At 71.3% G+C, this 19,409-nt stretch carries 22 protein-coding genes; 8 read left to right on the forward strand and 14 right to left on the reverse strand.

Features of this window, described 5'->3' with window-relative positions:
- Positions 1-42 precede the first annotated feature (42 nt).
- Positions 43-1,254: a 3-hydroxybutyryl-CoA dehydrogenase gene (locus tag ACFVNO_RS08880; RefSeq protein ID WP_355266563.1), complete on the reverse strand. Its 1,212-nt coding sequence runs from the start codon at positions 1,252-1,254 to the stop codon at positions 43-45.
- Between the two features lie 365 nt (positions 1,255-1,619).
- Between ACFVNO_RS08880 and nucS the strand changes: the two genes are divergently transcribed.
- The 7 genes from nucS (at position 1,620) to ACFVNO_RS08915 (ending at position 8,523) form a co-directional block, all read left to right on the forward strand.
- Positions 1,620-2,297 (forward strand): endonuclease NucS, encoded by a 678-nt coding sequence (nucS, locus tag ACFVNO_RS08885; RefSeq protein WP_220562973.1) that lies wholly within the window; start codon positions 1,620-1,622, stop codon positions 2,295-2,297.
- An 81-nt stretch (positions 2,298-2,378) separates the two neighbouring features.
- Positions 2,379-3,272, forward strand: a complete 894-nt coding sequence (locus ACFVNO_RS08890; protein WP_355266559.1) for an ABC transporter ATP-binding protein — start codon at positions 2,379-2,381, stop codon at positions 3,270-3,272.
- Positions 3,269-4,093, forward strand: coding sequence for an ABC transporter permease (locus tag ACFVNO_RS08895; RefSeq protein WP_355266556.1), 825 nt, complete (start codon positions 3,269-3,271; stop codon positions 4,091-4,093). The genes ACFVNO_RS08890 and ACFVNO_RS08895 overlap by 4 nt, the downstream gene beginning before the upstream one ends.
- A gap of 5 nt (positions 4,094-4,098) precedes the next feature.
- Entirely contained in the window at positions 4,099-5,328 is a 1,230-nt protein-coding gene (locus ACFVNO_RS08900; protein ID WP_378890849.1) for a sensor histidine kinase, read from the forward strand.
- The gene (locus tag ACFVNO_RS08905; RefSeq protein ID WP_378890852.1) at positions 5,325-5,960 is read left to right on the forward strand and encodes a response regulator; all 636 of its coding nucleotides are present in this window, start codon (positions 5,325-5,327) and stop codon (positions 5,958-5,960) included. Before ACFVNO_RS08900 ends, ACFVNO_RS08905 begins: the two co-directional genes overlap by 4 nt.
- A 74-nt stretch (positions 5,961-6,034) precedes the next feature.
- Positions 6,035-6,712 carry a DUF1707 domain-containing protein gene (locus ACFVNO_RS08910; protein WP_355266547.1) on the forward strand — a complete coding sequence of 226 codons (678 nt, stop codon included), beginning with the start codon at positions 6,035-6,037 and terminating at the stop codon, positions 6,710-6,712.
- 413 nt (positions 6,713-7,125) lie between these two features.
- Entirely contained in the window at positions 7,126-8,523 is a 1,398-nt protein-coding gene (locus ACFVNO_RS08915; RefSeq protein WP_378891376.1) for a M28 family peptidase, read from the forward strand.
- A 270-nt stretch (positions 8,524-8,793) separates the two neighbouring features.
- Here the strand turns inward: ACFVNO_RS08915 and ACFVNO_RS08920 are convergent, their stop codons facing one another.
- Positions 8,794-9,432 carry a class I SAM-dependent DNA methyltransferase gene (locus ACFVNO_RS08920; protein WP_378890857.1) on the reverse strand — a complete coding sequence of 213 codons (639 nt, stop codon included), beginning with the start codon at positions 9,430-9,432 and terminating at the stop codon, positions 8,794-8,796.
- A 63-nt stretch (positions 9,433-9,495) separates the two neighbouring features.
- On the opposite strand from ACFVNO_RS08920, the gene ACFVNO_RS08925 reads away from it, so the two are divergent.
- Entirely contained in the window at positions 9,496-10,092 is a 597-nt protein-coding gene (locus tag ACFVNO_RS08925; RefSeq protein WP_220562980.1) for a cob(I)yrinic acid a,c-diamide adenosyltransferase, read from the forward strand.
- Positions 10,093-10,368: 276 nt separating this feature from the next.
- Here ACFVNO_RS08925 and ACFVNO_RS08930 read toward each other — a convergent pair whose 3' ends face one another.
- From ACFVNO_RS08930 to ACFVNO_RS08985, 12 genes are all read right to left on the reverse strand, one after another.
- Positions 10,369-10,884, reverse strand: coding sequence for a hypothetical protein (locus ACFVNO_RS08930; RefSeq protein WP_355266541.1), 516 nt, complete (start codon positions 10,882-10,884; stop codon positions 10,369-10,371).
- Between the two features lie 70 nt (positions 10,885-10,954).
- Positions 10,955-11,407 carry a DUF2550 domain-containing protein gene (locus ACFVNO_RS08935; protein WP_355266538.1) on the reverse strand — a complete coding sequence of 151 codons (453 nt, stop codon included), beginning with the start codon at positions 11,405-11,407 and terminating at the stop codon, positions 10,955-10,957.
- 17 nt (positions 11,408-11,424) lie between these two features.
- Positions 11,425-11,814 carry a F0F1 ATP synthase subunit epsilon gene (locus tag ACFVNO_RS08940; protein ID WP_220562983.1) on the reverse strand — a complete coding sequence of 130 codons (390 nt, stop codon included), beginning with the start codon at positions 11,812-11,814 and terminating at the stop codon, positions 11,425-11,427.
- Positions 11,815-11,890: 76 nt separating this feature from the next.
- Entirely contained in the window at positions 11,891-13,333 is a 1,443-nt protein-coding gene (gene atpD, locus ACFVNO_RS08945; protein ID WP_220562984.1) for a F0F1 ATP synthase subunit beta, read from the reverse strand.
- Positions 13,334-13,338: 5 nt separating this feature from the next.
- A complete protein-coding gene (locus ACFVNO_RS08950; protein ID WP_220562985.1) occupies positions 13,339-14,259 on the reverse strand; it encodes a F0F1 ATP synthase subunit gamma in 921 nt (306 codons plus the stop codon).
- Positions 14,260-14,262: 3 nt separating this feature from the next.
- Positions 14,263-15,903, reverse strand: coding sequence for a F0F1 ATP synthase subunit alpha (atpA, locus tag ACFVNO_RS08955; RefSeq protein ID WP_220562986.1), 1,641 nt, complete (start codon positions 15,901-15,903; stop codon positions 14,263-14,265).
- A 65-nt stretch (positions 15,904-15,968) separates the two neighbouring features.
- A complete protein-coding gene (locus ACFVNO_RS08960) occupies positions 15,969-16,790 on the reverse strand; it encodes a F0F1 ATP synthase subunit delta (RefSeq protein ID WP_355266532.1) in 822 nt (273 codons plus the stop codon).
- A complete protein-coding gene (locus tag ACFVNO_RS08965) occupies positions 16,790-17,338 on the reverse strand; it encodes a F0F1 ATP synthase subunit B (RefSeq protein ID WP_355266529.1) in 549 nt (182 codons plus the stop codon). The genes ACFVNO_RS08960 and ACFVNO_RS08965 overlap by 1 nt, the downstream gene beginning before the upstream one ends.
- Positions 17,339-17,368: 30 nt before the next feature.
- A complete protein-coding gene (gene atpE / locus ACFVNO_RS08970) occupies positions 17,369-17,587 on the reverse strand; it encodes an ATP synthase F0 subunit C (protein ID WP_220562989.1) in 219 nt (72 codons plus the stop codon).
- Positions 17,588-17,696: 109 nt separating this feature from the next.
- Positions 17,697-18,551, reverse strand: coding sequence for a F0F1 ATP synthase subunit A (gene atpB / locus ACFVNO_RS08975; RefSeq protein WP_355266526.1), 855 nt, complete (start codon positions 18,549-18,551; stop codon positions 17,697-17,699).
- Positions 18,552-18,644: 93 nt separating this feature from the next.
- Complete coding sequence (locus ACFVNO_RS08980) at positions 18,645-18,860, reverse strand: hypothetical protein (RefSeq protein ID WP_220562991.1); 216 nt, start codon at positions 18,858-18,860, stop codon at positions 18,645-18,647.
- A gap of 63 nt (positions 18,861-18,923) precedes the next feature.
- A complete protein-coding gene (locus ACFVNO_RS08985; RefSeq protein ID WP_220562992.1) occupies positions 18,924-19,361 on the reverse strand; it encodes a hypothetical protein in 438 nt (145 codons plus the stop codon).
- Positions 19,362-19,409 lie beyond the last annotated feature (48 nt).

Genomic DNA, 19,409 nt, shown 5'->3' on the forward strand with positions numbered 1-19,409 from the left:
ACAGGGGTGCTGCGGCGACGGCCACCGGGGTCCTCGGGGGTGTCAGGCGTGGCAGGCGCAGCCGCCGTGGCCCTCCTCCTCCGGGGTGTCGGGCAGCTGGTCCATGAGCAGCGGCGCGGGCACGGCGATGGTGGTCAGCCCGTACTCGCCCATGGCGACCAGGGTGGTGACCACGGCCTCGGCGCCGCGCTCGGCGAGCAGCTCGGTCGGGCCCTTGGGGTAGCCGCAGCCGAAGCGCATCGCGGTGTCGACGTCCTCGGCGGTGGCGTAGCCGTCGCCGATCATCCGCAGGGCGTCGTCGATCTGCGGGGCGATGAGCAGCTCGCCCAGGTCGAGGGTCTCCTCCTCGCGGATCATCTCGGCGTAGCGGCCGGTGGGCAGCGGCTCGGGGGCCTCGTCGCGGCCCGCGTAGAAGCCCCGGCCGGCCTTGCGGCCGTAGTGGCCGGCGGCGACCATGCGGCGCAGCAGCGGGGCGGCGGCGTAGCGGGGGTCGCGGTACTCGTCCCACAGCACGTCCATGACGGCCAGGCAGACGTCGATGCCGACCAGGTCGGCCAGGGCCAGCGGGCCCATGGGCAGCCCGGCGGCCTTCTTGACCGACTCGTCGATCTCCTCGCGGGTGGCGACCTTGCGCTCGTAGAGGCGGACCGCGTCGTTGATGTAGGGCACCAGCAGCGCGTTGGCGACGAACCCGGCGCGGTCCCCGACCGTGATGGGGGTCTTGCCGATGCGCTTGGCGACCTCGGTGACGACGTCGACGGTCTCGGCGGAGGTGGCGACCGTGGTGATGACCTCGGCCAGCTTCATGACGGGGGCCGGGTTGAAGAAGTGCAGCCCGACGACCTTCTCCGGGCGCCCGGTCAGGGCCGCGATCTCCGTGACCGACAGCGAGGAGGTGTTGGTCGCCAGGATCGTCTCGCTCCTGCAGATCCGGTCCAGGTCGCCGAAGACGTCGCGCTTGAGGTCCATCCGCTCGGGGACGGCCTCCACGACCAGGTCCGCGTCCGCCAGGTCCTCGCGGGACGTGGTGAACGTCAGCCGCTGCTCGATCGCGGAGCGCTCCTCCTCGGTGAGCTTGCCCTTGGCGACGGCGCGCCCGAGGGACCTGTCCAGGTGGCCGCGGCCGCGGTCGAGGGCGGCCTGGTCGATCTCGACCCCGATGACGTTGAAACCGGCCCGGGCGAACACCTCGGCGATGCCCGCGCCCATCGTGCCGAGTCCGACGACACCGACCTTCTTGAATTCCTGCACCATGAGGCCAAGCCTAGACGGCTCGCGGACCCCGGCGGCCCCCGGGACCCCCCCGTCCGTACCCACGGGTAACACGAGTGGCGCGATGTCGGGAAATGCCCGGCGGGGCCGCCGCCCTCTCCTCGGCGGCGACCCTTCCCATCCCTCCCGGCCGGGCCGGGGCCCCGCGCGGTCCGTCCTGGCGGGCCGTCCCCCGGCCCGCACCGCGCGCTCTCTGGAGAGGTTAGGCTCCCGACCCCGCCGCGGTCACGGGGCGTGAGGGCCACAAAGTCCTTGCCCGGACGGTGCCCCCACCTGTCCCGGCGGGTCGTCCCCCGTTCCCGCGTTCGCGCACCGGGCACGCCGCAGAGGCGGTAACGTGACGTTTCGTGCGTCTCGTCATCGCCCGGTGCAGCGTCGACTACGTCGGCCGGCTCACCGCCCACCTGCCCATGGCCCCGCGGCTCGTCCTCATCAAGGCCGACGGGAGCGTGTCCATCCATGCCGACGACCGGGCCTTCAAGCCCCTCAACTGGATGAACCCCCCGTGCAAGCTGCGCGAGGAGACCGTCGAGGACGGCCCCGACGTCTGGACCGTCACCCACGGCAAGTCCGGGGAGAAGCTGGTCCTGACCGTGGAGGAGGTCCTGCACGACTCCTCCCACGAGCTCGGCAAGGACCCCGGCCTCCAGAAGGACGGTGTGGAGGCCCACCTCCAGGAGCTGCTGGCCGAGCACATCACCACCCTCGGCGAGGGCTACACCCTCATCCGCCGCGAGTACCCGACCGCGATCGGCCCGGTCGACATCCTGTGCCGGGACGGGGAGAACCACACGGTGGCCGTGGAGCTGAAGCGGCGCGGCGACATCGACGGCGTCGAGCAGCTCACCCGCTACCTGGAGCTGCTCAACCGCGACCCCGTGCTGGCCCCGGTGAAGGGCGTCTTCGCCGCCCAGGAGATCAAGCCGCAGGCGCGGGTGCTGGCCGAGGACCGCGGCATCGCCTGCGTGGTCCTGGACTACGACGAGCTGCGCGGCATCGAGCCGGACGTCCTGCGCCTGTTCTGACGGGTGTCCTCCGACCGGAGGACACCGGACCGCCCGGTCGCCCGATACCGCCGGGGCCCGCCGCGCGCGAGGCTCGGTGGTATGAGCGCAACGGTGATCGAGGCCTCGGGCCTCCTCAAGAAGTACGGCGACCACACCGCCGTCGCGGGGGTGGACCTGTCGGTCCCCCGCGGCGAGGTCTTCTCCGTCCTGGGCCCCAACGGCGCGGGCAAGTCCACCACCGTCGAGATCCTGGAGGGCTTCCGCCGCCGCGACGGCGGCACCGTCCGGGTGCTCGGCGCCGACCCCCAGAGCGCGGGCAGGGCCTGGCGGGCGCGGATCGGCATCGTGTGGCAGCAGGAGACCCTGCTGCCCAAGATCCCGGTGCGCGAGGTCCTGCGGCACTTCGCCGGCCACTACCCAGCCCCGCACGGCGTCGACGCGACCCTGGAGCTGGTCGGCCTGGCGGAGAAGGCCCGCGCGCTGCCCGAATCGCTGTCCGGCGGCCAGCGGCGCCGCCTGGACGTGGCCCTGGGCATCATCGGCGGGCCCGAGCTCCTCTTCCTCGACGAGCCCACCACCGGTTTCGACCCCCGGGCGCGACGCGACTTCTGGGCCCTGATCAGGAATCTGGCCGAGCAGGGCACCACCATCCTCCTCACCACGCACTACCTGGAGGAGGCCGAGGCCCTCGCCGACCGGGTCTGCGTCATGGCCCGGGGGCGGGTCCGCGCCCTGGGCTCCCCCGACACCCTGGGCGGGCGGGCCACCGCGCAGGCCACCGTGAGCTGGTCGCAGGACGGGGTGCGGCGCGAGGTCCTCACCGACGAGCCCACCCGTGTCGTCGCCGACCTGGCCGCGGGCTTCACCGGGGAGATCCCCGGGCTGCGCGTGCACCGCCCCACCCTGGAGGAGGTCTACCTGGGGCTGATCGAGGACACGGTGGAGACCGAGGACGCCGGCGACGGCGGCGAGCGGACGGAGGCCCTGGCATGAACGGCACCACCATGGACGACGTCCGGCTGCCCGGCACGCTCCGCGTGGGGGTGTCCCGGGGGTGGCTGGAGATCCGGTCCTTCAGCCGGGAGTGGGAGAGCGTGATCTTCACGTTCGCCCTGCCCGCGCTGATCCTGTCGATGTTCGCACTGATCTTCGACGGGCTGTTCGACCTCGGCATGCCCGCCGTCGACTACTACCTGCCCGGCCTGTTCGCCATGGGCCTGATGTCGGTCAGCTTCCAGACCCTGGGCGCGGGGATCGCCACCGAACGCGACCAGGGCGGGCTGCGGAGGCTGCGCGGCACCCCGATGCCGCCCGCCGCCTACTTCCTGGGCAAGACCCTGCTGGTGTTCTTCCTCGCCCTGGGCCAGGCCGTCCTGCTGCTCGGAGTGGCCGCGCTGGTCTTCGGCGCCTCCCTGCCCGACAACGCCTCCGACTGGTTCACCGTGGCCTGGGTGCTCGTCCTGGGCACGGTCGCCTGCTCCCTGCTGGGCATCGCGGTCAGCTCGCTGGCCCGCACCGCCCAGGCGGCGTCCACCATCGTGGTGGTGCCGTTCCTGGCCCTGCAGTTCACCTCGGGGGTGTTCGTGCCGGTGACGGTGCTGCCCGACGGCGTGCTGGCGGTCGCCTCGCTGTTCCCGCTGCTGTGGATGGCGCAGGGCATGCGGGCCGCCCTGTACCCGGACGCGATGGCCGTGTTCGAACCCTCCGGGGCGTGGGACCTGCACCTGGTGGCGCTGGCCCTGGGCGCCTGGTGTGTGGTGGGCTTGGTGCTGGTACTGCTGACGTTCCGGTGGAAGACGCGGAAGGACGGGTGAGCGCCGTGGCGGCTCGTGCTCCGGAGCAGGACGCGGCGGCGGAGCCCGTGGTCGCCGAGCGCCATGCCTGGGAGCTCAGCGGCGCCTGGTACGCGTACGTGACGGTGGCGCTCGCGATCTCCGCGGCGACGGCGGTGGTCTCCGAACCCGGGCCGCCCACCTGGACCGCCGCCGCGCTGCTGGCGGCCACCGCCGTGCTGTACCTGGCCGTGGGCCGGCGCCTGTACGACGCCGACCAGCACGCCACCGCCCCGGCCCTCGCCTTCACGGCGGCGGTGGCGGCCATGGTGACCGTCGCGGTGACCCTGGCCCCGGCGGCGACCTTCTGCCTGTTCGCCGTGGCCCCCGTGTGCTTCATGTCGGGCGGATCGGTGTTCGGGACGGCGGCGGTCGGGGCCATCATGTTCGTCCCCACCGGCGTCCGCCTCCACCTGGACGGGACGGAGCCGGTCCCGGCCCTGGTGGGCGTCGGTGTCAACCTGGTCATCCTGGGCTTCGCCCTGTGGTTCGGCCGCTGGTTCGAGAGGGTGATCGAGGAGAGCTACGAGCGCTCCCTGCTCATCCGCCAGCTGCGGGAGAGCAGGGCCGAGGCCGCCCGGCTGTCGGAGGAGACCGGGGCCCTGGCCGAGCGCGAGCGCCTGGCACGGGAGGTGCACGACACCCTCGCCCAGGGGTTCACCAGCATCGTCACCCTCGCCCAGGCCGTGGAGTCGGAACTGGACACCGACCCCGCCCTGGCCCGCCGCCACCTGGCGCTGATGCGGGAGACCGCGGCGGAGAACCTCGCCGAGGCGCGCGCCATGGTCTCCGCCCGCCGCCCCGTCCCCCTGGGCGAGGACACCCTGGAGGCGGCGCTGGAGCGCATCGGGGCGCGGCTGGGCACCGAGCTGGGCGTACCCGTCTCCGTGGTGGTCGAGGGCACCCGGCGGGAGCTGCCCGGCGACCTCCAGGTGTGCCTGCTGCGCACCGCCCAGGAGGCGCTGGCCAACGTCCGCAAGCACGCGGCGGCCGACCGGGTGACGCTCACCCTGGCCCACACCGACGTGGGCACCCGGCTCACCGTCACCGACGACGGGCGCGGCTTCGACCCCGCCTCCCCGTCCGCTGGCAACGGCCTGCCGGGCATGCTCCACCGGGCGCGCGCGGTCGGCGGCACACTGGACGTCGACAGCGCGCCCGGCCGGGGCACCACCGTCCGCCTGACCCTGCCCGAACCGGAGGAGGAGACCCCGTGATCCGCGTCCTGCTGGTCGACGACCACCCGGTGGTCCGCGAGGGCATCCGGGGCATGCTCTCCGCCGAGGCCGACCTCGACATCGTCGGCGACGCCGCCTCCGGCCCGGAGGCCCTGGCCCGGGTCGCCGAGCTGTCCCCCGACGTGGTCCTGATGGACCTGCGCATGCCGGGCGGGGACGGGGTCGCGGCCACGGAGCGCATCACCGCGGACCACCCCGGGACGCACGTCCTGGTCCTGACCACCTACGACACCGACACCGACATCCTGCGCGCGGTGGAGGCCGGGGCCACCGGCTACCTGCTCAAGGACACCCCGCGCGCGGAGCTGGCGGAGGCGGTGCGCGCGGCCGCGCGCGGCGAGACGGTGCTGACCGGGCGGCTGGCGGGCAAACTCGTCACCGGGATGCGCAACCGCTCCGCCCCCGCCGGCCCGGCGCTGTCCCCGCGCGAGGTCGAGGTGCTGCGCCTGGCCGCCGAGGGCGCGACCAACGCGGCGATCGGCCGCGCCCTGCACATCAGCCCGACCACGGTCAAGACGCACCTGATGCGCGTGTACGAGAAACTGGGAGTAGGGGACCGTACGGCGGCCGTCAGCCGGGCGATCCGCCAGGGGCTGCTGCCCGGGTCCTGAGGCCCCGGGAACCGGGGTCGGCTCGGGGTTCCTCCCTGATGTGCGGGAGGGTGTCGCGCCGGAAGAATCGGAATATGGTGGAGACGATGAGCGAGATCACACCCCCCGACCCAGGTCGGATGCGCGCCTCCGACGCCGACCGCGACGCGGTGGCGCACCGACTCCAGGAGGCCTTCGCCGAGGGCCGCCTGGACCCCGACGAGCACAGCGAGCGCCTGGACGCGGTGTACCGCGCCAAGACCCTCGGCGAGCTCGTCCCCCTCACCGAGGACCTGCCCGCCGTCCCCGGGCCGGCGGCCGCCCCCGCCGCTCCCGGCGGCTTCCGCTCCCCGCGGCCGGTCTACGGCGCGGACCGGATCGTCGACCAGGCGCCGACCAGCCACAGCGCGATCGCCGTCATGGGCGGCGCCGACCGCTCCGGCAACTGGGTCCTCCCGGAGAACTTCTTCTCCTTCGCGCTGATGGGCGGCATCGAGCTGGACCTGCGCGAGGCCCGGTTCACGGCACGGGAGACCACCATCTGGACCACCGCGGTCATGGGCGGGATCGGCATCATCGTGCCCGACGACATCCAGGTCCGCGTGCACGGCCTGCCCATCATGGGCGGTTTCGGCGTGGAGGAGGGGACCCCGAGCGTGCTGGACCCCGGAACGCCGGTCGTGCACATCCGCGGCCTGGCCGTCATGGGCGGGGTGGGCATCGAGTACCGCAAGCGCAAGCACCAGAAGAGGCAGGACGAGATCGAGGAGTGAGGCCGGGCGCGGGGACCGCGCCCGGTTGGACGTTCGAGCCTCACAAAGCAGACAATCCAACCACAGTGATCACGGAAACGTAAGTCCTGTGGCTGATTGTGGCAACCTCCCGGGGGACGCTTGCCCTGGGCGGGCGAACAGTGACAGTGTGCAGCGACGACTCGCCCACCCCGGGTGTCCATCCCCCGACACGGCGGTGGACTCCCCCGTACACCGGAGGAACATCGTTGAGCACACCCCACAGACGACGGGCCGCGGTCGCCGGTTTCACCGCCCTCGTCATGGCCGCGGGCGTCGTCGCGGCCTCCCCCGCGCACGCGGAGCCCGAGTCGCAGGCGCGCGGCGGTGAGGAGGCCGAGCCGCCGGAGTGGCTGCGCCGCCCGGTCCGCCCCGAGAAGCCGTCCCGCCCCAACATGCCGCAGGAGCCCGCGGCGCCGCCCCTGTCGGAGCTGGTGACCGCCGACGCCATCAGGGCGCACATGGAGAACCTGGACACGATCGCCGAGTACAACGGCGGCCACCGGGCCACGAACTCCCCCGGCTACGACGTCTCCGCCCTCTACGTCGAGGACCAGCTCGAGAGGGCGGGCTACGAGACCTACCGCCACGAGTACGACTACGAGCTGTGGCGCGAGCAGTCCGACCCGGTGCTGGCGCAGACCGCCCCGCAGGAGGTCGTCTACGAGGGCGGCACCGACTTCCTGACCATGTCGTACTCGGTCTCCGGTGACGTGACCGCCCCCGCGGTCGCCGTCGACGCGGGCGGCGCGGACAGCGGCTGCACCGCGGACGACTTCGCCGGCTTCCCGGAGGGCGCGATCGCGGTGACGGTGCGCGGATCCTGCCCGTTCTCGGACAAGGTCGCCAACGCCGCCGCGGCGGGCGCGGCGGCCGCGCTGGTGGTCAACAACGCCGACGAGGTCTTCTCCGGGACCGTCGGCGAGACGTCCGCGATCCCGGCCGTGGGCGTCTCCGGCGCCGCGGGCGCCGCGCTGCTGGAGGCCGAGGGCCTGGAGCTGCGGGTCAAGGTCGACTCGACCGTGGTGCAGGAGTCCTCCTTCAGCGTGCTGGCGGAGACCCCGGGCGGACGCGAGGACAACGTCGTGGTCGTCGGCGCGCACCTGGACGGCGTCGAGGACGGGCCGGCCATCAACGACAACGCCTCGGGAACGGCGTTCGTGCTGGAGACGGCGATCCGGCTGGCCTCCCAGGAAGCGCCGAAGAACAAGGTCCGGTTCGCCTTCTGGGGCACCGAGGAGGAGGGCCTGGTCGGTTCCACGGAGTACGTGGGGAGCCTGACCGACGGCGAGGTCGACGACATCGCCCTGTACCTGAACTTCGACATGATCGGCTCGCACAACTACGCCCGGTTCGTCCTGGACGGCCGGATGGAGCTGCCGGACTCGACGGGCGCGCCCTCGGGCTCGGGTGCGATCGCGAAGGTGTTCGAGGACTACTTCGCCTCCCAGGGCCAGGTCAGCGAGCCCGGCGTGCTGAGCGGCCGCAGCGACTACGCCCCGTTCATGGCGGCGGGCATCCCCTCGGGCGGCCTGTTCAGCGGCGCGGACGGGGTCAAGACCGAGGAGCAGGTGGAGTGGTACGGCGGTACCGCGGGCGAGCAGTTCGACCCGTACTACCACACGGCCGACGACACCCTGGAGAACGTCAACTGGGACTCGGTGGCCGACCTGGCCGCGGCGGGCGCGCACGGCGTGGAGTTCCTCGCCGAGAGCACGCTGCCGGTCAACGGCGTGCTGAGCACCCGTGCGGCCGCGCAGTTCCCGCGCCTGGGCCACGACTGGGTCCTGTGAGCCGGGCGGGCTCCCCGCGGGAGCGCCCGTGACCGCGGGACGCCCCTGGAACAGGGAGGGGGCGGTGGGCGTGAACCCCCCGGTTTCACGCCCACCGCCCCCTCGCGGTGTCTCCCCCTCCGTGCCCGCCCGAGCGGCCCCCCTCATGACTCCGTTCGGGTCGGCGCGGTGAACACCGCCACGGGACTACGATGAGTAGCGCCCTCACTCCATAAGGTATCAGTGAGCCAGATCACTTCTCACCCCCTGATGCCGAACAGTTATCCTCCGTCACTCCTGTTTGCGGAACAACAGTTGGGCCTGGGGGAATCCGCGGCGCTCGTCCTCACTCCCGGCGATGACGAGGCGGGCCACCTCCGCGAGCCCGGCCTCCCCCGCCAGCACCGAGACGCCCTCCGGCGAGTAGCGGTGGGCGGGCGCCACCCGGTGGTCGAAGGGCTCGCAGAGCACCCCGGGACCGTCGAGTGCCTGGAAGGCCAGCAGCAGGTACCCGCCCTCCCGGAGCATCCGGTGGAACCCGGCCAGCGTCACGGGCAGCCGCCCGGGCGGGTCGTGGATCACCGAGTAGTGGGCCAGGACCCCGGCCAGGGAGCCGGCCTCCGCCACCGGGTCGGCCAGGTCCCCCACCTCGAACCGCAGCCCCGGGTACGTCTCGCGGGCCAGGTCGACCATCCCCCGCGACAGGTCCACCCCGAACGCCTCCACCCCCAGCTCCCGCAGCCGCGCCGTCAGGCGCCCGGGCCCGCACCCGGCGTCGAGCACCGGGCCCCGGCCGCGGACCAGCTCCGCGAAGACCGGGAACAGCGCCCGGTCCAGCGGCCGGCCCTCCTCCCACCGGTCCGCGAGGACCGCGTACTCCCGGGCGACCGCCCCGTAGGCGTCCCCGACCGTCTTCTCCATCTCGCTCATGTCGCCCGACACTAGCCCCCTCCGCCCCGCGGCGGCGGGCGGTCCCCCCTCTAGGGTGGGGGCATGACTCAACGGGACACGGACAAGCCGGTCGTGCTGTCCAAGATCTACACGCGGACCGGGGACACCGGCACCACCGCGCTCGGCGACATGAGCCGGACCCGCAAGAACGACACCCGGATCGTCGGCTACGCGGACACCGAGGAGGCCAACGCCGCCATCGGGACCCTGCTCGCCCTGGGCGAGGTCCCCGACGACGTGCGGGCGCTGCTCTCCCGGGTCCAGAACGAACTGTTCGACCTGGGGGCCGACCTGTCGACCCCGATCGTCCCGGACCCCGAGTACCCGCCGCTGCGCGTCCTGCCGGAGTACGTCACCCGGCTGGAGGAGGCCTGCGACGCCTACAACGCCGACCTGCCGACCCTGCGCAGCTTCATCCTCCCCGGCGGCTCCCCCACGGTCGCGCTGACGCACACCGCCCGGGTGGTGACCCGGCGGGCCGAGCGCAGCGTGTGGGCGGCGGTCGAGGAGCACGGCGACTCCGTCAACCCGCTCACCGCGCAGTACCTCAACCGCCTCTCGGACCTGCTGTTCATCCTGGGCCGGTACATGGCGCGGGAGGGCGACGAGGTCCTGTGGAAGCCCGGCGGCGAGCGCTGACCCCCGGGTCCCGGCGCCGGAGGGCCCCGGCGGCGGGGGCGCCGCGGACCCGCCGCACACCGCGGGCCGTGCGGACCCTCGGAGGCGGCGGCCGGGGTGTGTTCGGCGGATGCCTTCGAGCGTTCCGGCGCTCGCGCCGAAGGCCGGGAGCGGCCGCACGGCGATCTCTCGCAGGACGGCCGGCGCAGGCCGGCCCGGGGCCGGCCGTCCGAGCGCGGGCAGCACGGCGAGAGGCGGCCCCGCGGCCGCGACCCGGAACGATCCGCCGAACACGCCCTAGCAGGCGGGCGGGAACTCCTCGGGGTCGGCGTACTCCGCCTCCCCCTCGCCGGACACGCTCGCGTACAGGCCCTGCTCGGAGGCCAGGGCCCCGGTGGTGAAGCGCAGCACCGCGATGTCGTGCTCGGTCGCCTCGCCGGGCTCGGCCTCCGCGGTGCCCACCCCCAGCACGTACTCCTCCTCCGGGGAGTCCGGCCCCATCCGGTAGACGGGGCGGCCGTCGCCGCCGATGATGCTCCAGTCCTCACCGGGGGCGGACAGGTCCACCTCCAGGGACCGGCCCTCGAACTCGCGGGTGGCCACCAGGTGTCTTCGCTGGGTCTCGCCGAGCAGGTCGATCTGCCGGGGCGGCTCCTCGCCGCACCAGGTGACCATGACGACGGGGAACTTGTGCCCGGCCGTGAAGTGGCCGGTGGCGACCGCGGCGACGTGGCCGCCGGTCGGCTGGCAGGAGACGAGGAACGGGCTGAGAAGGGCGAGGGCGGTCAGGCCCCGCAACCGCGATACCACCATGGCAACGCATCCTGCCATCCCGGGCGGCGCACCGGGCGGCGGCGCACCGGGCGGCGGGCGCCCGGCGGGGTCACGTGTCCCATTCGGTCCCCGGGGGCAGCGACTCCACCCAGGACAGGAACCCGGTGAGGGTGGCGTCGTTCATGGCGATCTCCACCGCGGGCCGGTCCCCGCCGCCGGGCCAGGTCAGGCGCACGACGGTGGTGTCGGCGGGCAGCTGCTCGCCGGGCTCGGGGGGACGGCGCCCGGATACGACGAGACCGCGGCGCGACAGCTCTGCCGTCGGCCGCGGTCTGATCGAGAACGCGGGGAACCAGCCCAGGTCCAGCGAACCGTACCTGCACAGTCCGATCCGCCAGGAGCCCCGGCGTCCGCCCGCGCCCGGGAAGCGCAGGTGGCACTCCACCGCTCCGCCGTGCCGCAGCAGGACCCGGCGGCGCAGGACGGCGGCGGCCACGAGGGCCGCCGCGCACAGGAGGAGGGCGGGGAACACCCACCGAAGCAGGTCCAGCGGCTGTTCCATGGGCCCCGTTCCGAAGGCTAGGAGGCGTCCTCGCCGGCGGCCCGCAGGCGGCTGCGGGCGCGTCCCAGGGCGGCGGTGTCGTCACCCTCGGTCGCGTTCTTCAGCGCCGTGCGGGCGCGTTCCACATCGATGTCCTCGGCGAGCTCGGCGGTCTCGGCGAGGATCGAGACCCGGCCCTCGCCCGACACCGAGATGAACCCGCCGTGGGCGGCGGCGCGGACCTCTCCGTTCTCCCGCGCGCCCAGCACGCGGACGACCGCGTCCTCGGCGAGCAGCGAGAGGACGGGGATGTGGTTCGGCTGGATACCGATCTCACCCTCGACGGTCTTCGCGATGACCATGTCGCCCTCGCCCGCCCACACCTCGTGCTCGGGCGAGACGATCTCGACGAAAAGCTTCTTCGACACTGCCTGAACTCCTCGGCCAGGGTTGGATTGGGCGGGGGCCGCCCGCCGTGGCGGGCGGCCCCAGCGGCTACAGGGTCTAGCCCTGGAGCTTCTTGGCCTTCTCGACGACCATGTCGATGTTGCCCACGTCGAGGAACGCCTGCTCGGGCAGGTGGTCGTACTCGCCGTCGCACAGGCCCTTGAAGGAGGCGATGGTCTCCTCCAGGGGCACGAACACGCCCGGCGTACCGGTGAACTTCTCCGCCACGAACATGTTCTGCGACAGGAAGCGCTCGATGCGGCGCGCGCGGTTGACGATGATCTTGTCCTCTTCGGACAGCTCGTCCATACCGAGGATGGCGATCTGGTCCTGGAGGTCCTTGTTGCGCTGCAGGATCTCCTTGACGCGCTGGGCGACCTGGTAGTGCTCCTGGCCCACGTACTGCGGGTCGAGGATGCGGGAGGTCGACGCCAGCGGGTCCACCGCCGGGTAGATGCCCTTCTGCGAGATCGGGCGGGAGAGCTCGGTCGTCGCGTCCAGGTGGGCGAACGTGGTCGCCGGGGCCGGGTCGGTGTAGTCGTCCGCGGGGACGTAGATCGCCTGCATGGAGGTGATCGAGTGGCCCCGGGTCGAGGTGATCCGCTCCTGGAGCTGACCCATCTCGTCGGCCAGGTTGGGCTGGTAGCCCACGGCGGAGGGCATGCGGCCCAGCAGCGTGGAGACCTCCGAACCCGCCTGGGTGAAACGGAAGATGTTGTCGATGAACAGGAGCACGTCCTGGTTCTGGACGTCGCGGAAGTACTCCGCCATCGTCAGAGCCGACAGCGCCACGCGCAGACGGGTGCCCGGGGGCTCGTCCATCTGGCCGAAGACGAGGGCGGTGTCCTGGAGGACCTCCATCTCGTCCATCTCCAGGAAGAGGTCCGTACCCTCACGGGTGCGCTCGCCGACACCGGCGAACACGGACACACCGCCGAAGTTGCGGGCGATACGGGTGATCATCTCCTGGATCAGCACGGTCTTGCCGACACCGGCGCCACCGAACAGGCCGATCTTGCCACCGCGCACGTACGGGGTGAGGAGGTCGATGACCTTGATGCCCGTGACCATCATCTCGGTCTTGGACTCGAGCTGGTCGAACGACGGCGGCTTGCGGTGGATCGGCCAGCGCTCGGTGACCTTCAGCTCCGAGGTCGGCACGTCCAGGGACTCGCCCAGGGTGTTGAACACGTGGCCCTTGACGATGTCGCCGACCGGCACGCTGATGGGCTCGCCGGTGTCGCGCACCTCGGCGCCGCGGACGAGGCCGTCCTGCGGGGCCAGCGAGATGGCCCGCACCAGGTTGTCACCCAGGTGCTGGGCGACCTCCAGGGTGATGGTCTTGGTCTCGCCGCCGACGGTCACGTCGGTGTGCAGGGCGTTGTAGATGGCAGGGATCGAGCCGACGGGGAACTCCACGTCGACGACCGGGCCGGTGACCCGGGCGATCCGACCGGTGGCGGTGCCAGCCCCGGTCGTCTCTTCAACAGTCGCAGTCACTTTTCTTACTCACTTCCCGCGCTTGCAGCAGAGAGCGCGTCGGCACCGCCGACAATCTCACTGATCTCGTTGGTGATCTCGGCCTGACGCGCCTGGTTGGCCAGTCGGGTCAGGGTCTTGGCGAGTTCCTCGGCGTTGTCCGTGGCGGCCTTCATGGCGGCACGGCGCGACGCCTGCTGGGAGGCGGCGGATTCGAGGAGGGCGAAGTAGATGCGGTTGGTCACGTACTGCGGGAGCAGCCGGTCCAGCGCTTCCTCGGCGGAGGGCTCGAACTCGTACAGCGGCAGGGCCTGCCCGCCGTGCGAGGCCTCGAGCTCCGCCTCGTCGACCTCTTCCACCTCCAGCGGCAGCGCCCGCGTGGCGGACGCGCGCTGGGTCAGCATCGACACGAACTCGGTCGAGACCACGTGGATCTCGTCGACGCCGCCCTCGGAGGTGTCCTTGGCGAACCTCTCCATGAGCGCGGTGCCGATCTCCTGGGCGTGCGCGTAGGTCGGACGCTCGGTGATGCCCTCCCACTGGTCCTCGACCTTGCGGCCGCGGAACTTGTAGAAGCCCGTCCCCTTGCGTCCCACCATGTAGGTGACGACCTCCTTGCCCTGCTCCTGGAGGAGCCTGGCGAGGGAGTCCGCCTCCTTGAGGACGTTGGACGAGAAGGCGCCGGCCAGACCCTTGTCGCTGGTGATGACCAGGACGGCGGCCCGGGTGGGGTTCTCGGCCTCGGTCAGCAGCGGGTGGTCGGACACCCGGCTCGCCAGGGCCGAGACCGCCCTGGTGATCTCCCGCGCGTAGGGTCCGGCAGCCTCAGCCGCACGCTGCGCCTTGGTGATGCGCGTCGTGGCGATGAGCTCCATCGCACGGGTGATCTTCGCCATCGACTTCGTCGAGCGGATCCTCCGGCGATAGACGCGAAGCTGTGCACCCATGGGTTACTTCCCGCCCTTGGCGACCTTGATGGTCTCCTGGCCGACGTTCTCCTCTTCGAGCGCCTCGGCCTCGGCCTCGGTGCCCAGGAGGGTGCCCGCGGAGGTCTGGAAGCCCTGCTTGAACTTGTCGAGCGCGCCCTCCAGGGCCTGCTCGGTCTCCTCGCCGAACTTCCCGCTCTCGCGGATGCCGTCCAGGATCGCGGTGTGCTCGCGGTCGAGGAAGTCCAGGAAGTCGTCCTCGAAGCGGCGCACGTCCTCGACCGGGACGTCGTCGATGCGGCCGGTGGTGCCCATCCAGATGGAGACGACCTGCTTCTCCATCGCGAACGGGGAGTACTGGCCCTGCTTGAGCAGCTCCATCAGGCGGGCGCCGCGCGCCAGCTGCTGCTTGGAGACCGCGTCCAGGTCGGAGCTGAAGGCCGAGAAGGCCTCGAGCTCGCGGTACTGGGCCAGGCCCAGCCGGAGGGTACCGGAGACGTTCTTCATCGCCTTGGTCTGGGCCGCGCCACCGACACGGGAGACCGAGATACCGACGTCGATGGCCGGACGCTGACCCTGGTTGAACAGGTCGGAGTCCAGGAAGACCTGGCCGTCGGTGATGGAGATGACGTTGGTCGGGATGTAGGCCGAGACGTCGCCCGCCTTGGTCTCGATGATCGGCAGCGCCGTCAGCGAGCCCTTGCCCAGCTCGTCGGAGAGCTTGGCGCAGCGCTCCAGGAGCCGGGAGTGCAGGTAGAAGACGTCACCCGGGTAGGCCTCGCGGCCCGGCGGGCGGCGCAGCAGCAGGGAGACGGCGCGGTAGGCCTCGGCCTGCTTGGTCAGGTCGTCGAAGACGATGAGGACGTGCTTGCCCTGGTACATCCAGTGCTGGCCCAGGGCCGAACCGGTGTAGGGGGCGAGGTACTTGAAGCCCGCGGCGTCGGAGGCGGGGGCGGCGACGATGGTGGTGTACTCCATCGCGCCGGCCTCCTCCAGGGCACCGCGCACGCCGGCGATGGTCGAGCCCTTCTGGCCGACCGCGACGTAGATGCAGCGCACCTGCTTGTCGGGGTCGCCGGACTCCCAGTTCGCCTTCTGGTTGATGATCGCGTCGATGCAGACCGCGGTCTTGCCGGTCTGCCGGTCGCCGATGACCAGCTGGCGCTGGCCGCGGCCGATCGGGGTCATCGAGTCGATGGCCTTGATACCGGTCTGGAGCGGCTCGTGGACGGGCTTGCGCTCCATCACGGTCGCGGCCTGGAGCTCCAGCTCGCGGGTCTCGGTGGACTCGATCTCGCCCTTGCCGTCGATGGGGTTGCCCAGGGGGTCCACCACGCGGCCGAGGAAGTCGTCACCCACCGGCACGGAGAGGAGGCGTCCGGTGCGGCGCACCTTCTGGCCCTCCTCGATGCCGGTGAAGTCGCCCAGCACAACGGCACCGATCTCGCCGATCTCGAGGTTCTGGGCCAGGCCCAGGGTTCCGTCCTCGAATTCCAGCAGCTCGTTCGCCATCGCCGAGGGGAGGCCACTGACGCGGGCGATGCCGTCACCGGAGTAGGTGACGGTACCGACCTCTTCCGCGCGGGTGGCCTCAGGCTCGTACGACTGGACGAAGCGCTGCAGCGCGTCCCGGATCTCGTCCGGCCGGATCGTCAGCTCCGCCATCTCTACGTTGTCCTTGCTCTCAAGTGGCGCCTGACCGGCGCCGTGCGTACTTGCCTTGCGTTTCTTCAGCCGGCCAGACGGCGCTGGGCCTCGGCGATACGCCCGGCGATGGTCCCGTCGATGACCTCGTCACCCACCTGGATGGAAAGCCCACCCACGATCTCGGGGGCGACCTCGATGTTCAGGTGGATGTCGCGGCCGTAGGCGCGCGTGAGCGCGGCCCCCAGCCGGGACTGCTGGTCCTCGCTCAGGGCGACGGCGCTGCGGACGACCGCGACGTAGCGCTTGGCGCGCTCGGCGACGATGTGCCCGTAGTTCTCCAGCGCCTGTTCCAGGGTACGGCCCCGGGGCCGGGTGACCGCTTCGCCGACCAGGGTCAGCGTCGCGGGGTCCACCTTGCCCGAGAGCAGGCTCTCCACCAGGGAGAGCTTGTGCTCGGAGCCGACACCGTCACGGGTCAGGGCCTCGCGCAGCTGCGGCTGGGAGGCGACGATCCGCTCGAAGCGGAACAGCTCGTCCTCCAGGCCGTCCAGGGCCGCGGCGCTGCGGAGCGAGGAGATGGTGGCGTAGACCGCCATCCGCTCCACGGCGTCCACGAGGTCGCGCGCGGTCGACCACTTGGCCGAGACGACGTCGCCGGCCACGAGGACCGCCGACGGCGAGACCTTGGACTCCAGCAGCTGCCCGATGAGGGCGGACTTGGCCTCCGCCGGGTTCGCCTGGTCGGCGAGCCAGCGGCGCAGCGAGTGCTCCTCGGTGAGCAGGGCGACGACCTGGAACAGCTCGCCGCCCAGGGCCACACCGCCGGTGGCGCCGGCCGACGCCAGGACGTTCTCGTCCAGGCGCCGGGTCACCTCGGTCAGCGACGTACGGCTGATACCACGCATCAGCGCACCTCGGCTTGCTGCTTGCCCTCGCTCTGCTCCAGCTCGTCCAGGAACCGGTCGATGACGCGGCTCTGGGCGGCGCTGTCGCTGAGGCTCTCACCGACGATGCGGCTGGCGAGCTCGGTGGAGAGCGCGCCGATCTCACCCTTCAGCTGGGCGAACGCCTGCTGGCGGTCGGCCTCGATCTGAGCGTGGGCGGCGTCGACGATGCGGCGAGCCTCGGCCTGGGCCTCCTCGCGCGCCTCGGCGATGATCGCCGCCCGCTGCTCCTTGGCCTTCTCCAGCTCCTGCGCGTACTCGCGGTGGGCCTCTTCGAGCTTCTCGCGGTACTGCTGGCGGATCTCCTCCGCCTCGGCCTCGGCCTTCTGAGCGCGAGCGATGCCACCCTCGATCTGGTCGGCACGCTCGTCCAGCGCCTTCGTCAGCCGCGGCCACATCTTGTAGACGACGCCGAGGATGATGAGGAAGGCGATGAGGCCGAAGGTGAACTCGTCCCAGTGGATGCGCAGGACGTTTTCTTGTTCAGCTGCCAAATACACGGTTGGCATCCCCTTCGCGTTCTGTATGACCAGGTGTTACTAGACGGCGAACGCGAGAACGAAGCCGAGGATGGCCAGGGCCTCGATGACGGCGAAGCCGAAGATCATCTGACCCTGCAGGACACCGCGGGCCTCGGGCTGGCGGGCGATGGCCTGGACACCGAGACCGAAGACGAGACCCACGCCGATGCCGGGGCCGATGGCGGCGAGGCCGTAACCGATGCTGTTGAGGTTACCTTCGATGGCGGCGAGATCCATTGATATTCCCTTTACTACAGGCCGACGATCATGGACGTCGTCGGGCGAACGTGACGAAACGGAAAACAGGTCCAGCGGTGCGCACTGGGAGGGACCACGGGGGCCTCTCCTAGTGCGCGCCCTCCATGGCCTCACCGAGGTAGATGGAGGAGAGGAGGATGAAGACGTAAGCCTGGACCGCCATGATGAACAGCTCGAAGGCCGTGAAGACCAGGAAGCCGATCAGGGCGATGCCGGAGTAGCCGACCGAGATGGCGCCGAACAGCGGCCCCATCTGGGACATCGGGTTGAACATGTAGAACCCGGCGGCCGCGAACAGTGCGAGCAGCAGGTGCCCGGCGAACATGGTCGCGAACAGACGGATCATGTGCGTGGCCGGCCGGATGATGAAGTTCGACAGCGCCTCGATGGGCACCACGACCGGCAGGATCCACCCGGGGACGCCGCTGGGGACCAGGCGGGCCTTGAAGTGGGCGGCGGCACCGTGCTCACGGATGCCGACCACGTTCCACAGGACGAAGATGAACAGGGCCAGGACCGCGGGGAAGGCCAGGTTGGAGGTCACCGGCAGCTGGAGGCCGGGGATGAGACCCATGATGTTCATGCAGAAGATGAACAGGAACAGGGTCACCATCAGGGGGAGGTACTTGTCCCCCTTCTTGCCCATGGTGGTCCGGGTGACCTGGTCGCGGATGAACATGACCAGCATCTCGGCCATGCTCTGACCGCGGCCGGGGACGACCTTGGCCTTGCGGGTGGTGAAGTACCAGAAGGCGGCGGCGACGATCAGTGCGACCACCGCGACCAGGTAGTACTTGTTCAGCCCGGAGGTGAGGGGAAGACCGAAGTCCACCCACGGGGTCGGGTTGAAGAGGCTCACTCCCGGAGCCTCGAACCCGCACCCGTCTCCGAAGAGGTGGCAGCCTGATTCGGACGCCGCGACGACGCTCACGTCAGCACCCACGGCGATCCCTTTCGTCGTGACGCAACTCAATCCTTGGTGTTCTCGTCGGGACGGTCCCGCCCACAGCGGGGGCGGACGCACCCGGGTGTTCGGTCAGGACCGGACGTACTGGGCATAGATGAGGTAGATCGAGCCGACCAGGCCCACTCCCAGCCCGATGGGCAGGAAGAGACCCGAGAAGCCCAGGGCCCAGTCCACGACCCAGCCCACGCCGCCCCAGAAGGCGAGCCCTCCCAGCAGGTACGAGATGAGAGTGGTGGCGTTGGCGCCGGACGATTCCTCGTCCTTCTTCGCACTCGACCGACTCATGCTCTCGCTCCGGAAGATAGCAGTAGGTGATCAGGCTCGGCGCACCCCCCCGCCCGAACGGGGTCACCGGCGCGCCTCACTGTCCTCGGACTCGGACTCGTCCTCGCCCGCGGGGACGATGGTCGGCTGCTTGCTGCGCTTGACCGCCACGGCCTGGGCCGTCAGCCACGCGATGACACACGCCAGCGCCGACCAGCCGAACACCTGCGTGTCCAGGGCCTGCGTGCCCTTGAAGGTCAGCAGGACGGCCAGGAGGATGCCGAACTTGGTCGTGTAGACGAGGAAGGCCACCGGGAGGAGGAGCTCCGGACGCCGGCCGCCGGTCCAGGAGATGACGAACGCCGAACTGGCGAACGCACCGATCACCAGGGCGACCGCGAAGAGGGCGCCGAGGAGTCCCTGGACGTTGCTGAGGGCGAAGCCAGCGATCATCGCGACCACGCCGACCAGTGCCGTCGGAATCGCGGCGCCGCGGAGGGTCCGGGCGTCGTGTTCCTGCATCAGAAAAGCTCCGTGAGGTTCAGTGGTTGCCTGCTCGTGAAAGCTATC

The organism is Nocardiopsis sp. NPDC057823, assembly GCF_042797335.1.
Lineage (GTDB): Bacteria > Actinomycetota > Actinomycetes > Streptosporangiales > Streptosporangiaceae > Nocardiopsis > Nocardiopsis changdeensis.